This is a genomic window from Xylophilus rhododendri (assembly GCF_009906855.1).
GTDB classification, from domain to species: Bacteria; Pseudomonadota; Gammaproteobacteria; order Burkholderiales; family Burkholderiaceae_C; genus Xylophilus; species Xylophilus rhododendri.
The window spans coordinates 4,948,588-4,962,455 of sequence record NZ_CP047650.1 but is presented as its reverse complement, the minus strand read 5'-3'; the positions used below and the strand labels follow the sequence as shown (position 1 = coordinate 4,962,455).

General features: G+C 69.1%; 14 protein-coding genes. 4 read left to right on the top strand and 10 right to left on the bottom strand.

Annotated elements, in window-relative coordinates:
* Positions 1-12: 12 nt before the first annotated feature.
* Positions 13-1,221: an efflux RND transporter periplasmic adaptor subunit gene (locus tag GT347_RS22965; protein ID WP_160554398.1), complete on the bottom strand. Its 1,209-nt coding sequence runs from the start codon at positions 1,219-1,221 to the stop codon at positions 13-15.
* 198 nt (positions 1,222-1,419) lie between these two features.
* The gene (locus GT347_RS22960) at positions 1,420-2,292 is read right to left on the bottom strand and encodes an alpha/beta hydrolase (protein WP_160554397.1); all 873 of its coding nucleotides are present in this window, start codon (positions 2,290-2,292) and stop codon (positions 1,420-1,422) included.
* Between the two features lie 221 nt (positions 2,293-2,513).
* On the opposite strand from GT347_RS22960, the gene GT347_RS22955 reads away from it, so the two are divergent.
* Entirely contained in the window at positions 2,514-3,431 is a 918-nt protein-coding gene (locus tag GT347_RS22955; protein WP_160554396.1) for a LysR family transcriptional regulator, read from the top strand.
* A 12-nt stretch (positions 3,432-3,443) separates the two neighbouring features.
* Here the strand turns inward: GT347_RS22955 and fdhD are convergent, their stop codons facing one another.
* The 7 genes from fdhD to GT347_RS22920 all read right to left on the bottom strand — a co-directional run bounded on the left by fdhD (position 3,444) and on the right by GT347_RS22920 (position 10,118).
* Entirely contained in the window at positions 3,444-4,307 is an 864-nt protein-coding gene (gene fdhD / locus GT347_RS22950; protein WP_160554395.1) for a formate dehydrogenase accessory sulfurtransferase FdhD, read from the bottom strand.
* 51 nt (positions 4,308-4,358) lie between these two features.
* Positions 4,359-4,562: a hypothetical protein gene (locus GT347_RS22945; RefSeq protein WP_160554394.1), complete on the bottom strand. Its 204-nt coding sequence runs from the start codon at positions 4,560-4,562 to the stop codon at positions 4,359-4,361.
* 146 nt (positions 4,563-4,708) lie between these two features.
* A complete protein-coding gene (locus GT347_RS22940; protein ID WP_229722438.1) occupies positions 4,709-5,011 on the bottom strand; it encodes a hypothetical protein in 303 nt (100 codons plus the stop codon).
* Positions 5,008-7,338 carry an FdhF/YdeP family oxidoreductase gene (locus GT347_RS22935; RefSeq protein WP_160554393.1) on the bottom strand — a complete coding sequence of 777 codons (2,331 nt, stop codon included), beginning with the start codon at positions 7,336-7,338 and terminating at the stop codon, positions 5,008-5,010. Before GT347_RS22935 ends, GT347_RS22940 begins: the two co-directional genes overlap by 4 nt.
* A 7-nt stretch (positions 7,339-7,345) precedes the next feature.
* On the bottom strand, positions 7,346-8,980 hold the full coding sequence (locus GT347_RS22930; protein WP_160554392.1) for an OFA family MFS transporter: 1,635 nt from the start codon (positions 8,978-8,980) through the stop codon (positions 7,346-7,348).
* 149 nt (positions 8,981-9,129) lie between these two features.
* Positions 9,130-9,648 carry a 2,4'-dihydroxyacetophenone dioxygenase family protein gene (locus tag GT347_RS22925; protein WP_160554391.1) on the bottom strand — a complete coding sequence of 173 codons (519 nt, stop codon included), beginning with the start codon at positions 9,646-9,648 and terminating at the stop codon, positions 9,130-9,132.
* Between the two features lie 29 nt (positions 9,649-9,677).
* Entirely contained in the window at positions 9,678-10,118 is a 441-nt protein-coding gene (locus GT347_RS22920) for a nuclear transport factor 2 family protein (protein WP_160554390.1), read from the bottom strand.
* 146 nt (positions 10,119-10,264) lie between these two features.
* Between GT347_RS22920 and GT347_RS22915 the strand changes: the two genes are divergently transcribed.
* The gene (locus GT347_RS22915) at positions 10,265-11,059 is read left to right on the top strand and encodes an SDR family NAD(P)-dependent oxidoreductase (RefSeq protein WP_160554389.1); all 795 of its coding nucleotides are present in this window, start codon (positions 10,265-10,267) and stop codon (positions 11,057-11,059) included.
* Here GT347_RS22915 and GT347_RS22910 read toward each other — a convergent pair.
* Entirely contained in the window at positions 11,056-11,610 is a 555-nt protein-coding gene (locus GT347_RS22910; protein ID WP_160554388.1) for a VOC family protein, read from the bottom strand. The genes GT347_RS22915 and GT347_RS22910 overlap by 4 nt on opposite strands.
* A gap of 141 nt (positions 11,611-11,751) precedes the next feature.
* On the opposite strand from GT347_RS22910, the gene GT347_RS22905 reads away from it, so the two are divergent.
* Both GT347_RS22905 and GT347_RS22900 read left to right on the top strand, forming a co-directional pair.
* Entirely contained in the window at positions 11,752-12,855 is a 1,104-nt protein-coding gene (locus GT347_RS22905; RefSeq protein ID WP_160554387.1) for a LacI family DNA-binding transcriptional regulator, read from the top strand.
* A 43-nt stretch (positions 12,856-12,898) separates the two neighbouring features.
* The gene (locus GT347_RS22900; RefSeq protein ID WP_160554386.1) at positions 12,899-13,858 is read left to right on the top strand and encodes a Bug family tripartite tricarboxylate transporter substrate binding protein; all 960 of its coding nucleotides are present in this window, start codon (positions 12,899-12,901) and stop codon (positions 13,856-13,858) included.
* Positions 13,859-13,868 lie beyond the last annotated feature (10 nt).

Genomic DNA, 13,868 nt, shown 5'->3' with positions numbered 1-13,868 from the left:
TTCAGCGCCGTCTCAGGACGGGCGCGCGGCCTGCTCGGTGCGGGCCTGCTGCATCGGCACTTCCTGCGGCGCCACGGTGGCGCCGGGGCGCACCCGCTGCAGGCCGTTGACGACGATGCGTTCGCCGGACTTCAGGCCCGAGGTGACGACGCGCAGGCCGTCGACCGGCGCGCCGAGCTTGATCTCGCGGTACTCGGCCTTGTTGTCGGCGCCCACCACCATCACGTAGCGGCGGCTCTGGTCGGTGCCGACCGCGCGTTCGCTCACCAGGATGGCCTGGCTGCTGCGCGCATGGCCCATCTGGATGCGGGCGAACTGGCCGGGCGTGAGGCTGCCGTCGGCGTTGTCGAAGACGGCGCGCACGCGCACCGTGCCGCTGCGGGCATCGACCTGGTTGTCGATCAGCTGCAGGCGGCCGGTGTAGGGCATGTCTTCCTGGCCGGCGGTGCCCATGCGCACGGGGATGCTGCCCGATGCGGCGCGGGCGCCGGTGCGGCCGAGTGCCTGTTCGTCGGCGTCGAAGCTGGCGTAGATGGGGCTCACCGACACCAGCGTGGTCAGCACCGGCGCGCTGGGGCCGGCGGCCACCAGGTTGCCCACCGTCACCTCGATGCGGCCGATGCGGCCGGCGACCGGGGCGCGCACCTGGGTGTAGCCCAGGTTCAGGCGGGCGGATTGCAGCGCGGCCTGGGCGCCGCGCAGGCGGGCATCGGCTTCGGCGCCGGCATTGCGGCGCTCGTCGAGCTCACGCTCGGCGATGGCCTTGTCGTCCCACAGGCGCTGGGCGCGGGCCTGCTCGCTGCGGCTGAAATCCAGGCGGGCCTTGGCGGCGGCGACTTCGGCAGCGGCGCGGTCCACCTCGGCGGCATAGGGCGCCGGGTCGATGGTGACCAGCAGGTCGCCGGCCTTGACCAGTGCGCCTTCGCGGAAATGCACCGATTGCACCGCGCCGGCCACCCGCGAGCGCACATCCACCCGTTGCACGGCTTCGAGCCGGCCGGAGTATTCGTCCCAGGCGTTGATCTGGCGCTCGGCCACGGTGGACACCGAGACCGGCGGTGCCGGCGGCGGCGCGGCCGAGCCGGCATCGGCGCTGGAAGCCGAGCCCGGCAGCCCGATCAAGGCGGCGGCGCCGGCGGCCACCGCCACCGTGGCCACGGACAGGGCAACGCCGTAGCGGCGGCGTTGCGTGGAGAAGTTCTTGTTGGATGCGTCGGTCATGGCGGGTCCCTCGAAAAAAGAAAGAGGTAAAAAAAGCGCGAGCGCGAGCGGCGGCCGCAACGCGGTCGAAAGCGAAAAACACAAAAGAGGGCTGCCCTTCCCGGGGCAGCAGCCGTCCGGCCGGCAGGGCGAATGCCGGAAGAACGGGTTCAGCGGTGGTGGGGGATCGCGGGGCTCAAGCCGCGGTCCGGGGCGGGACTAGTGCGGGGGTTCGGGCGCCTTGGCGGTCGCGGCGAAGAAGGCGGCGGCATGGTCACGCACCGTGCCGGCACAGGGACATCGGTCCACACCCTCCAGGGCCAGCGCATCGGGCCAGCCCTCGGCCTGGGCGATGGGCTGCCAGGTCACCGGCACACCGGCGCCGCGCAGCTTCTCGGCGTAGACCTGGGCCTCGTCGTGCATCGGGTCGTTCACGCCGGCCATCACCAGCGTCGGCGCGATGCCGGCCATGCGGCAGGAGGCGCTGGGCACCGCATAAGGGTGTTCGGCATCGCGCGGGCCGCGCAGATAGGCCAGCCAGCCTTCGGACCATTTGCAGGCCCCCGTCTTCACGCAGGTGGCGTCGCGCAGCGAGGCGGTGCCGGTGCAGGGGTCGAGCATGGGCGACAGCAGGATCTGGCCGGCCAGCGACGGATGGGCCCGGTCGCGCGCCATGGCGGCGACGGCCGCGGCGATATTGCCGCCGGCCTCCTCGCCCGCCAGGAACATGCGGGCGCCGCGGCCTGCCAGCTTCACGCGGTGGCGGTGCAGCCAGTCCAGCGCCGCATAACCGGTCTCGATGCCGGCCGGGAAAGGATGGCTGGGCGCCAGCGGATACTCCAGCGAGCAGACCACCGCGCCGGCATCGGCCAGGATGCGGGCCACGATGCTGCCGTTCTCCAGGCCGCCGGACACGAAGGCGCCGCCGTGGAAATGCAGCACCAGCGGCGTGCCGCCGCCGGCCTGGCGCTGGCCCTTGCCGTACCAGCGCACGCCGACCGGATCGCGGCCGGGCAGTGCCAGGGTGTCGTCCAGGCCGCCACCCACGCATTCGGCGGCGTCTGTCTTGGCGGTGGAAGGGATGGAGGACATGGGGCTTTCCTGAAAGCGCTGGAGCGCAAGGTGAAGTGAACTGTAAAGACTTGGCGGTGTGCGATAAACCGGCACGGCGACGATGCTCTGTTTCCCGCACACCAACAATGGACGGCCTCGCGGGTGTGAGAATTCTCCTACCCGCCGGGGTCTCGCCGAAGGCGAGGCCGCACAGCGGGACCATACCAAGCATTCGAGCTATACAGCGTCAGAGGGGAACCATGGACCAGATCCAGGCGATGCGCGCCTTTACCCGGGTGGTGGAGACCGGCAACTTCACCAAGGCCGCCGATTCGCTGTCGCTGCCCAAGGCTTCGATCACCAAGCAGGTCCAGGCCCTGGAGTCGCGCCTGCAGGTGCGCCTGCTCAACCGCACCACCCGCCGGGTGACCGTCACCGCCGACGGCGCGGCCTACTACGAACGCGCCAGCCGGCTGCTCAGCGACCTCGACGACATCGAGGCCAGCATGACCAACGCCCAGGCCACGCCGCGCGGCCGGCTGCGGGTGGACATCGGCTCCTCGGTGGCGCGGCTGATCATCATCCCGGCGCTGCGCGAGTTCCAGGACCGCTATCCCGACATCCAGCTCGACCTCGGCGTGGGCGACCGCGCGGTCGACCTGATCGGCGAGAACGTCGACTGCGTGATCCGCGGCGGCGAACTCACCGAGCAGTTCCTGGTGGCGCGGCGCATCGGCAGCATCAGCTTCATCAACGTGGCCTCGCCGGATTACCTGCGCCGCCACGGCGTGCCGCAGCATCCGAGCGAGCTGGAAGGCGAGCAGCACCGGGTGATCCACTACCTGATGAACCGCACCGGCCGGCCCTTCCCCATGGACTTCGTCAATGGCGACGAGCGTGTGGAGCTGACCATGCGCTACCAGCTGGCCGTGAACGAGGCCAATGCGCACGAGTCGGCCGTGCTGGCGGGCCTGGGCATGTCGCAGATGGCGACCTTCGCGGCGGCGCCGCACCTGGCCTGCGGCGACCTGGTGCAGGTGCTGCCGGACTGGACCACGGCGCCCTTCCCTTTCCATGTGGTGTATCCGCCGAACCGGCATCTGAGTGCCAAGGTGCGGGCCTTCGTGGACTGGGCGGCAGAGGTTTTCTCGCGTTCCCCGGCGCTCCAGGGCCGCTGAGGGACAGGCGGTTCAGGCGTAACGCACGGCCTTGTCCCGCCGGCAAAGTCCCCACAGCGCCAGCCCGCCCTCGCGTGCGATGCGCACCGCCAGCGTGGTCGGCGCCGAGATGGTGGCCAGGGCCGGCACCCCCAGGCGGGTGCATTTGCGCACCAGCTCGTAGCTGCCGCGGCTGGACATGACGACGAAGCCGGGCTCCGCCAGCCGCCCGGTGCGCGCCAGCCGGCCCAGCAACTTGTCGAGTGCGTTGTGCCGGCCCACGTCTTCCAGCACCTCGGCCAGGCTGCCATCCGGCCGCGCCCAGCCGGCCGCATGCAGGGAGCCTGCCAGGGCGTTGAGCTGCTGCAGGGCGTTCAGCCCGTCGAAAGCCGCCAGCACGGTCTTCACATCGATGCCCGCGGGCAAGGCCGTGGATGACGGCGCCGGCAGCAGGTCGAGCGCGCCCAGGCTGTCGATGCCGCAGACGCCGCAGCCGGTGCGGCCGGTGAGCGAGCGGCGGCGCTCCTTCAGTCGCATGAAGGCGCGGTTGGCGATGTCCAGATGCAGCTCGATGGCCGGGGCTTCGGGATCGTCCGCCGAGCCCGCGGGCAAGGCCACCTGGCGCATCTCGATGCCCCGGCAGTCCGCGGGCGCATCGAGGATGCCCTCGCTGAGCGAGAAACCCAGGGCGAAGTCTTCCAGGTCCTGCGGCGTGGCCATCATCACCGCGTGCGAGATGCCGTTGAAGACCAGCGCGACAGGCACCTCGGCGGCCAGCCAGTCGCGGTCTTCACGCGCCTCGGCCGTGCGGCTCTCGCGCCATACCGGCACCTGCAGCAGCGAGGAAAGGCTCGGGGTGTCGTCGGCGATGGCGGGCGGGTTCATATCGGAAGGCATGGCCCGATTCTCCCGCGCCCCGGGGCGCCGCGTGCGACAAAAGCCCGGGCTTCAGTCCTCGCCCAGGGCCGCGCCGCCGCAGCCGTGGTCGCGCAGGAAGCTGCCGAGTTCGCCGGCCAGCAGTTCGTCCGCATCGGCGTCGGTGTCCCCTCCGGCCTCCTCTTCCTCTTCCTCGTCGAGCAACCAGTCCAGCGCGTCTTCCTCATCGTCGACGGCGGCCAGGGGAGGCAGGGGCAGGGGGCGGATCGGGTCCATGTGGTTTCCTTGTGTGGGGCTGAATCCAAGACTTGCGGCACAGTTTTGGAGAGTTCGGCATCACCGAAGGAAAACATGACGAAGCCGAACGCCCGCAACCGAACGCCCAGGGGGCACGGCCCTATCGTCTGTGGATGGCGCCAGCGTCAGGAGCGGATGTCGTCCGCCGGCCACTCGATGCGCGAGGCGGCTGCCGCGCCCTCGGCGGTCAGCCGTACCCGCCAGCGCTCGCCGTCCTGCTCGACCTGCACCCAGCCCGGGCCGGCCACTGCGCCGATGCGGGCACTGCCCATCAGCGCCAGCTCGCGCAGCAGCACGCTGGCGCCCTGCTCCAGCCGTTTGACCAGGCGCGGCAGCGAGACCGGCCGCCCGGCGTCCGCGCCCTCTTGCGCCAGCGTGATCAGCAGCGCCGCCGCCAGCGTGCCGAAGGCCGGCGCGGGCCGGCTCAAGCGGTGGCGCCTTCGAACAAGGGCATGGACGGCGCGGGCGCCGCCGCCAGATGCGGCACCAGGATCACGGGGATCGACTTGGAGGTCGGCGTGCCCGCCGTCAGCGCCACAGCCTCCAGCGGCACCAGCGGATTGGTCTCCGGGTAATAGGCCGCCAGGCAGCCGCGCGGGATGTCGTAGGGCACCAGCTTGAAGCGCTCGGCGCGGCGCTCCTGGCCGTCGTCCCAGACGGTCTGAAGGTCCACCCAGTCGCCGTCCCGCATGCCCAGCGAACGGATGTCATCGGGGTGGATGAAGACCACCCGGCGCTGGCCGAACACGCCGCGGTAGCGGTCGTCCATGCCGTAGATGGTGGTGTTGTACTGGTCGTGCGAACGGGTGGTGCCGAGCTTGAACACGATGGTGTCCAGGCCCTTGGCGCGCGCCCGGTGCACCGGCGTGTCGGTGGGCAGCCGGTGAGCGTAGAAGTTGGCGCGGCCGGTGTCGGTGGTCCAGACGCGTTCGCTGGCCGTGTTGCGCAGGCGAAAGCCGCCGGGCACCGCCACGCGGCGGTTGAAATCGTGGAAGTCGACGAAGACCTTCTCGATCAGCTCGCGCACCCGGTCGTAGTTCTCGATCGCCCCCAGCCAGTCGATGCGGCTGCGCACGCCCAGCGTGGCATGGGCCAGGCGGGCGACGATGGCGGGCTCGGACAGCAGGTGCTCCGATGCCGGCGGGTTGATGCCCTTGGAGATGTGCACCATGCCCATGGAGTCCTCCACCGTCACGCCCTGCGGGCCCTCGGCCTGCATGTCGATCTCGGTGCGGCCCAGGCAGGGCAGGATCAGCGCCTCGCGGCCGTGGATCAAATGGCTGCGGTTGAGTTTGGTGGTGACATGCACTGTCAGCTCGCACCTGCGCAGCGCCTTCCAGGTCTCGAAGGTGTCCGGCGTGGCCGAGGCGAAATTGCCGCCCAGCGCGAAGAAGACCTTGCCCTTGCCGTCACGCATGGCGGCGATGGTCTGCACCACGTCCCAGCCGTGCTCGCGCGGCGGCTTGAAGCCGAAGATCTTCTCCAGCTGGTCGAGCAGCGCGGCCGGCGGCTTCTCCCAGATGCCCATGGTGCGGTCGCCCTGCACATTGCTGTGGCCGCGCACCGGGCAAGGCCCGGCGCCCGGGCGGCCGATATTGCCGCGCAGCAGCAGCAGGTCGACGATCAGCTGGATGGTCGCCACCGAATGCTGGTGCTGGGTGATGCCCATGCCCCAGCAGACAATGGCGCGTTCGGCCTGGCGGTAGACCTCGGCGGCCTGGCGGATCTGCTGCTCGCTCAGGCCGGACTCGGCCACCAGGGCCTCCCAGCTCTCGGCGCGCAGGTCGGCCAGCAGGGCCTCGATGCCGCTGGTGTGCTCGGCGATGAAGGCATGGTCGAGCACCTGCTCGCCCGCGTCCTCGCGCTCGACCAGGTGTTTCATCATCCCCTTGAGGGCCGCGAAGTCGCCGCCCACCTGCAGCTGGAAGTAGTGCGTGCTGATGGGCGTGGAGCCCATCGTGGCCATCTCCATCTTGCTCTGCGGATCCTGGAAGCGCTCCAGGCCGCGTTCGCGCAAGGGGTTGAAGCTGACGATCTTCGCGCCGCGCTTGTGCGCCTCGCGCAGCTCGCCGAGCATGCGCGGATGGTTGGTGCCGGGGTTCTGGCCGAAGATGAAGATGGCGTCGGCGTGCTCGAAATCCTCCAGCGACACCGTGCCCTTGCCCACGCCGATCTGCGGCCGCATGCCGCTGCCGCTGGGCTCGTGGCACATGTTGGAGCAGTCGGGGAAGTTGTTGGTGCCGTATTCGCGCACGAACAGCTGGTAGAGGAAGGCTGCCTCGTTGCTGGCCCGGCCCGAGGTGTAGAAGACCGCCTGGTTGGGATCGGGCAGCGCGTTGAGATGGCGCGCGATCAGGGCGAAGGCGGCATCCCACTCGATGGGCAGGTAATGGTCGGTGGCCGCGTCGTACACCATGGGATGCGTCAGCCGCCCCTGGTCTTCCAGCCAGAAATCGCTCTGCTCGGCGAGTTCGGCCACGCTGTACCGGGCGAACAGCTCCGGCCCGGCGCGGCGCGCGGTGGCCTCGGCGGCCACGGCCTTGGCGCCGTTCTCGCAGAACTCGAAGGTGGAGGCGTGGTTGCGGTCGGGCCAGGCACAGCCGGGGCAGTCGAAGCCGTCGGGCTGGTTGGCCGACAGCAGGGTCTTGGCGCCCTTGATCGCGATGTCCTGCCGCTGCAGCGCACGGCCGACCGACTTCAGGGCGCCCCAGCCACCGGCGGGGCCCTTGTAGAACTCGATCTTCTGTTCGTCCATGGGAAATTCAGTTGAAGAACTTGGCAGCGCTCTGCAGTGTGCGCCAGACGCCCCAGGCCAGCGGTATCCCCACCGCCAGCCAGGCGAATCCCACCAGGGCCGGGCTGGTCGGGCCGCCAGCGCCGCTGCCCGCGCCGACCTCGGCGGCGGCGGCCTTCTCGTGGGCCAACTGCTTCTCGACGGCCAGTTCGGCCTCGCTCATGAAGTATTTGTCGGCCACCGGGCGCACCAGCAGGTTGGCGACCAGGCCGACGCCGAGCATGCCCACCAGGATGTACATGGTCTGGTTGTAGACCTGTTCGCGCGGAATGCCCAGGCCCAGCTGGTACTGCCGCATGTAGTTCACCACCACCGGGCCCAGGATGCCGGCGGTCGCCCAGGCGGTGAGCAGCCGGCCGTGGATGGCGCCCACGAACTGGGTGCCGAACAGGTCGGCCAGGTAGGCCGGCACCGTGGCGAAACCGCCGCCGTACATCGACAGGATGATGCAGAAGGCACCGACGAACAGCAGCTTGTTGCCGGCCGATGCCGAGCCCGGAATGCTGGCGTAGAGCAGGCCGCCCAGCACGAAGAAGGTCACGTAGGTGAGCCGTCGGCCGAGCTTGTCGGAGATGGTGGCCCAGAAGAAGCGCCCGCCGATGTTGAACAGCGACAGCAGCGCGGTGAAACCGCCCGCCACCACGGCGATCGCCGCCAGCTCGCTCTTGTCGAGTTCGCCGAACTTCTTGGCCACGCCGATCAGGCTGCCGCCGAAGACTTCCTGCAGCATCGGCGAAGACATGCCGATCACGCCGATGCCCGCGCTCACGTTCATGCACAGCACCACCCACACCAGCCAGAACTGGGGGATGCCCCAGACCTTCTTCACATGCACATGGCGCTGGGTGATCATGGTGTTGGACGCCTGCGCGGCCGGTGCCGTCCAGCCGGCCGGCTTCCAGCCGCTGGGCGGCACGCGGTAGCCGAGCGCGCCGGCCATCATGAAGACGAAGTAGACGATGGCCATGACCACGAAGGTCTGCATCACCCCCACATCGGTGGCCGTGGAGAAGTTCTTCATCAGGTCGACCGCCAGCGGCGAGCCGATCATCGCGCCGCCGCCGAAGCCCATGATGGCCATGCCGGTGGCCATGCCGCGCCGGTCGGGGAACCACTTGATCAGCGTGGACACCGGCGAGATATAGCCCAGGCCCAGCCCGATGCCGCCTATCACCCCGGAGCCCAGGATCATCAGCCAGAACTGGTGCAGGTGGATGCCCAGCGCCGACAGCAGCATGCCGCCGCACCAGCAGACCGCCGCCACCACGCCGGCCTTGCGCGGACCGGCCCGTTCCAGCCAGCCGCCCCACAGGGCCGCCGAGCAGCCGAGGAAGACGAAGAACAGGGTGTACATCCAGCCCAGGGTGGCCACACGCCAGTCGCAATCGGTGGCGAACAGCTCGGCGAGGAAACTCACCTCCGGCCCGCAGGTCACCGCGCCGGTGCCGGCCGTGGCCAGGGCCTTCGACAGCGGCAGCCAGAACACCGCGAAGCCATAGGCCATGCCGATGCAGAGGTGGATGGCGAGGGCTGCTGGCGGCACCAGCCAGCGGTTGAAGCCGGGGCCGGCGATGGTGCGTTCCTTGTCCAGGAATCCGGGCATGTGTCGTCTCTCCAGGGGATGTGCGTGAGTGCTCGCGGTGTGCGAGCCGCTCTGCTAGCGGGCCCGGAGTGTCGTTTTTGGTGCAATCTGTGTCAAATTGAGTCCGGCTATCACCTATCGGGTGGAGGTCATTGAAAACCGCGCCGCCTTCAGCCGCGGTTCTTGTGGTCCGCCGACTTCGGCGAGATATAGGGCGGCACCGGCAGACCGCGCTCGCGGAACCAGGCCAGGATGCCGTCCTCGATCGCGCCGGCATCGCGGATGTTCTGGAACTGCTCGCCGTCGAAATTGATGTTGGCGCCATACACCACCATGAAGCCTTCGGCCGGCCCCGCGGCATCGTCCGGCACCGCGAAGCTGTGAATGGAACCGGCCGGCTCGTAGAGGTAGCTGCCTTCGGTCTGCGGGTTCTGCGGGTACTCCAGGTAGTTCCACTCGCCCTTGGTGGTGAAGAAATGCACCGTGCCGGTATGGAAATGCTTGGGCAGCCGGGTACCCGGCTGGAAGCGCCCGTACAGCACCCAGATGCCGTTCTCGCGGTCCAGGAACAGCGGCACGATCTCCGAGCCCGGCGCGGCACCCGGCACATAGGTCAGGTCGTGGATGTTCACCGTCAGCAGGCTGTCCTGGTGGGTGAGCGAGGTGGGAAGCGTATTCGGGAGGTTCATCGTGGTCTCCTGGAAAGAGGGCCGTGGGATCACAGCAGGCCGAGCTGCTGCAGCTTCAGGTCCGGCGAGGTGTAGGGTCGCTCGCAGATCACCTTGTCCGAGCCGGGCGCGAATTCGAAGGTGGCGGCCATGCGCACCTTGAAGCCCTTGCCGGTGGCCGGGTAGACCTTGCCGCGCACGGTGAAGTCGCCCAGGTGGGTGCCGATCAGGAAGAACTCGACCAGCACCGTGTTCGTGCCGTCGTCCGCGGCCAGCGCGATGATTTCGTTGACCTGGTCGGGAAAGGCCTTGCGCGAGGCGTCGAAATAGGCGCGCACCTCGGCCTCGCCGTCATAGACCTGGCCGTTGCCCAGCATCTCGTAGCGCGGATGCTCGAAGGTGGCGATGACGGCATCCCAGTCCTGCACGCATTCGAGTGCCATGTGGTCGCGGACGGTTTTCAGGCGGGCCTGGGTGAGCGCTTGGTTCATGTCGGAGGGCTTCGTGGGTTGCGGAAACGTTTACGCCATTTTGCCGGGCAGGCCTTCTGCGGACACTGGGGCAAGCCCTGATGCCTGTGGACGGCGGTGGCGGACTAGGATGTAGAAACGTTTCTCCATCGCCAGACATCCTCCCCATGAAGCTAAAAGACAGAGTCGCCCTGGTCACCGGCGCCGGCACCCTCAAGAAGCAGTTCAGCGGCGCCGACCAGATCGGCAACGGCACGGCCTGCGCCATCACCTTCGCCCGCGAAGGCGCGCTGGTGGTCTGCACCGACCGGTCGCTGGCCGCGGCGCAGGAGGCCGCGGAACTCATCCGCGCGGAAGGCCACCAGGCCGTGGCCCTGCAGATGGACGTGAGCGATTCGGCCGAGGTCGACGCGGTGGTGGCGCGCGTCGCCGCCGCGCACGGCCGCATCGATGTGCTGCACAACAACGTGGGCATCGAGATCCAGGGCGATCTGCTGGAGGTGGACGACGCCGGCTGGGACCGGGTGATGGCGATCAACCTGCGCGGCGCGATGGCAGCGGCGCGGGCCGTCATGCCGACCATGCTGGCGCAGGGCTCCGGGGCCATCATCAACCTGTCCTCCACCGCCAGCCTGAAGTGGAGCCCGATGCAATTCCTGTCCTACAGCACCTCCAAGGCCGGGCTCAACCACATGACCCGGGTCATCGCCCGCCAGTACGCCGCGCAGCAGGTGCGCTGCAACTGCATCGTGCCCGGCATGATCCGGACACCCCATGCGGACGCCCTCTACGACAGCGCCGAAGCCGCCGAAGCAGGCCACCGTTTCCGCGACACCCGCTGCCCCATGGGCCGCCAAGGCAGCCCCTGGGACATCGCCAAGGCCGCCCTCTTCCTGGCCTCGGACGACGCGGCCTACATCACCGGCATCCAGCTGGTGGTGGACGGCGGGTCGAGCCTCTAGGACGCGCCAGCTGCCGGGGCAGCGGACATCACCCGCACCGGCTCGCGGCCATCCCAATCGCGCGAAGCGGCCGCGATCTTCTGGAAATACTCGCCCTTGCCGCCCGAGGTCTCCGACAGCTCGACCATGCCGCTGGGCAGGTCCGGATGCAGGTAGTAGGCGAAGCGACCGCGCTGGCCCATGCGGCCGGCGTGGCCTTCCACATAGCCGGCGTCCAGCAGCTGGCGGGCCAGGATGTCGAAACGATCCTCGGTCCACCAGGCGATGTGCTGGGCGCCCTCCCCCGAGCGGCGCAGGCTGTCGAGGTAGAGCGAGGGCGCATCGTTGCGCTGCTGGATCAGCTCGATCTGCAGGTCGCCGGAGTTGGCCAGGGCGATCGACAGCCGCGGTATCGCCGAAAGCTTGCCGTAGTAGCTGAACTCGGTCGTGCCCACGTCCTCCTTGTAGAACCAGGGCCCCACGCCCAGCACCCGGTGCCAGTGGGCCATGGCCGCCTCGATGTCGTGGACCACGAAACCCACCTGCCGCGCGCCACCCAGAAAACGACTCATGCGATACCTCTTTGTAGAAACGTTCTCGCTCATTTTGCTGGAACGGTCTTTGGAGGCCACTCAGGGTTTATCACCATGATGTAGCGCTACGATTGCGACACCATTCGATTCACCGTAGAAACGTTTCTATCAGGACAGCAGATGAAGCCAGAACGCAAGGGCCGCGCCACGATCCGCGATGTCGCCGCCGCCGCCGGGGTCTCGGTGGGCACCGCCTCGCGCGCTTTCAACCGGGCCGGCCGGGTGAGCGAGCAGGCGATCGCCGCGGTGCAGGAGGCCGCGCGGCGCCTGGGCTACACGCCGGACGCCATCGCCCAGAGCATGCGCACCCAGTCCACCGGCGTGATCGGGCTGCTGGTGTCGGACTTCTCCAACCCGCTCTACGCCCGCATCATCAAGGCGATCGAGGCGCGGCTGCAGCGCGACGGCTGCGCCCTGCTGCTGGCCAACACCAACAACGAGGGCCAGCGCGAGAAGGCCATGATCGATTTCTTCCGCCGCCGCCGGGTCGACGGGCTGATCCTGGGCGCCTGCGAGATGGAGCGGCCCGAGCTGCTCGACGAACTGCGCGAGCAGGGCCTGCCGGTGGTGGCCCTGGACCGCGATTTCGGCGAGCACGGCAGCGGCGTGCATGTGGACCATTTCCACGGCGCGCTGCAGGCCACCCGCTACCTGCTGGACCTGGGCCACCGCCGCATCGCCCTGCTCACGCCGGGACAGCTGCTGCGCCCGGGCCGCGAACGCATCGCGGGCTTTCGCGATGCCTTCGCCGAACGCGGCCTGCAGCCGGTGGAGCGGCTGATCCGCTGCGAGCCCTCGGCCATGGAGTTCGCCTTCAGCGAGTCGCTGGCCCTGCTCTCCTCCAGGGAGGCGCCGACCGCCTTCGTCTGCCTGGGCACCCGCATCCTGTCGGGCGTGCTGCAGGGCATGCGGCATTCGGGCATGTCGGCGGCGCAGGACATCAGCGTGATCAGCGTGGGCGACACCGACATCTCGCAGCTGGTGACGCCTGCCATCACCTCGCTGACCTGGGATTTCGACGCGGTGGGCTCCGCCGCGGCGGAGCTGCTGCTCAAACGCCTGAACCCGCAGGTGGCCCCGGAACCCGAGCGCATCGTCATCACCACCCAGCTGGTGCTGCGCGAATCCTGCGCACCGCTGGCGCGTTCGCACGCGGCGGACACGACGGCCGCGCCAGCGCCGGCCGAGACCAAAAAGGCGAAGAAGGCCGCCACCAGGCCATGACCGCCCGGCCCTGAGGCTTTTCCAAAAACCAAGGAGACACACGATGAAGAAATTCCTGCTGGCCGCCGCGCTGGCGGCCGCCGCATGCCTGGCATCCGCGCAGACCGGCGACTACCCCAACAAACCCATCCGCATGCTGCTGCCCTTCGCGGCCGGCGGCGGCGGCGATGTGCTGGGCCGGCTGCTGGCCGAGCGCATGGGCAAGATCCTCAACCAGGCGGTGATCGTCGAGAACAAGCCCGGCGCGGCCGGCACGCTGGGCGCGCACACCGCCGCGATGGCGCCGGCGGACGGCTACAACCTCTCGATCGGCGGCATGTCCACCCACCTGCTGGCGCCGGCCATCTATCCCAAGCTGCCCTACGACCCGCTCAAGAGCTTCACCACCGTGGGCCGCATCGGCACCTCCTCCATCCTGATGGTGGCCACCAACGACTATCCGGCCAACAACCTCAAGGAGTTCCTGGCGCTGGCCAAGGCCAGGCCCGGCACGGTGCAATACGCCACCTGGGGCCTGGGCTCCACCGGCCATTTCTGCGCCGAGGTGCTGGCGCAGAAGGCCGGCGTGAAGCTGGTGCATGTGCCCTACAAAGGCGCCAGCCAGATCATGACGGACATGCTGGGCGGCCACATCACCGTCGGTTTCGTCGACATGGCCACCGGCACGCCCTTCGTGAAGGAAGGCAAGCTCAAGCCCCTGGCGGTCTGCACCCAGCGCTCGCCCAGCCTGCCGCAGGTGGCCAGCTACAAGGAACAGGGCATCGATTTCGACCAGCTGCTGAGCTGGGTGATGTACATGCCGGCCGGCGTGCCCGCCCCCATGGTGGACAAGGTGGCCGGCGCGCTCAAGGAAGCGCTGGCCGAGCCCGACGTGGTCTCCAAGCTGCTCGCCCTGGGCATCACGGTGGACTTCCTCGACGGAAAGGCACAGGCCGAAGAGAACGCACGCGACATCCCCATGTGGAAGAAGATCGCCGCCGAAGCCAACATCACCGCCGACTGAAAGCCCCGCG

Bases quoted from the DNA above. Each gene is read 5' to 3' on its own strand.
- GT347_RS22925 (WP_160554391.1), bottom strand. From the start codon at position 9,648: ATGAACCTCCCGAATACGCTTCCCACCTCGCTCACCCACCAGGACAGC.
- GT347_RS22935 (WP_160554393.1), bottom strand. From the start codon at position 7,338: ATGGACGAACAGAAGATCGAGTTCTACAAGGGCCCCGCCGGTGGCTGG.
- GT347_RS22965 (WP_160554398.1), bottom strand. From the start codon at position 1,221: ATGACCGACGCATCCAACAAGAACTTCTCCACGCAACGCCGCCGCTAC.
- GT347_RS22955 (WP_160554396.1), top strand. From the start codon at position 2,514: ATGGACCAGATCCAGGCGATGCGCGCCTTTACCCGGGTGGTGGAGACC.
- GT347_RS22900 (WP_160554386.1), top strand. From the start codon at position 12,899: ATGAAGAAATTCCTGCTGGCCGCCGCGCTGGCGGCCGCCGCATGCCTG.
- GT347_RS22945 (WP_160554394.1), bottom strand. From the start codon at position 4,562: ATGGACCCGATCCGCCCCCTGCCCCTGCCTCCCCTGGCCGCCGTCGAC.
- GT347_RS22920 (WP_160554390.1), bottom strand. From the start codon at position 10,118: ATGAACCAAGCGCTCACCCAGGCCCGCCTGAAAACCGTCCGCGACCAC.
- GT347_RS22960 (WP_160554397.1), bottom strand. From the start codon at position 2,292: ATGTCCTCCATCCCTTCCACCGCCAAGACAGACGCCGCCGAATGCGTG.
- GT347_RS22910 (WP_160554388.1), bottom strand. From the start codon at position 11,610: ATGAGTCGTTTTCTGGGTGGCGCGCGGCAGGTGGGTTTCGTGGTCCAC.
- fdhD (WP_160554395.1), bottom strand. From the start codon at position 4,307: ATGCCTTCCGATATGAACCCGCCCGCCATCGCCGACGACACCCCGAGC.
- GT347_RS22905 (WP_160554387.1), top strand. From the start codon at position 11,752: ATGAAGCCAGAACGCAAGGGCCGCGCCACGATCCGCGATGTCGCCGCC.
- GT347_RS22930 (WP_160554392.1), bottom strand. From the start codon at position 8,980: ATGCCCGGATTCCTGGACAAGGAACGCACCATCGCCGGCCCCGGCTTC.
- GT347_RS22915 (WP_160554389.1), top strand. From the start codon at position 10,265: ATGAAGCTAAAAGACAGAGTCGCCCTGGTCACCGGCGCCGGCACCCTC.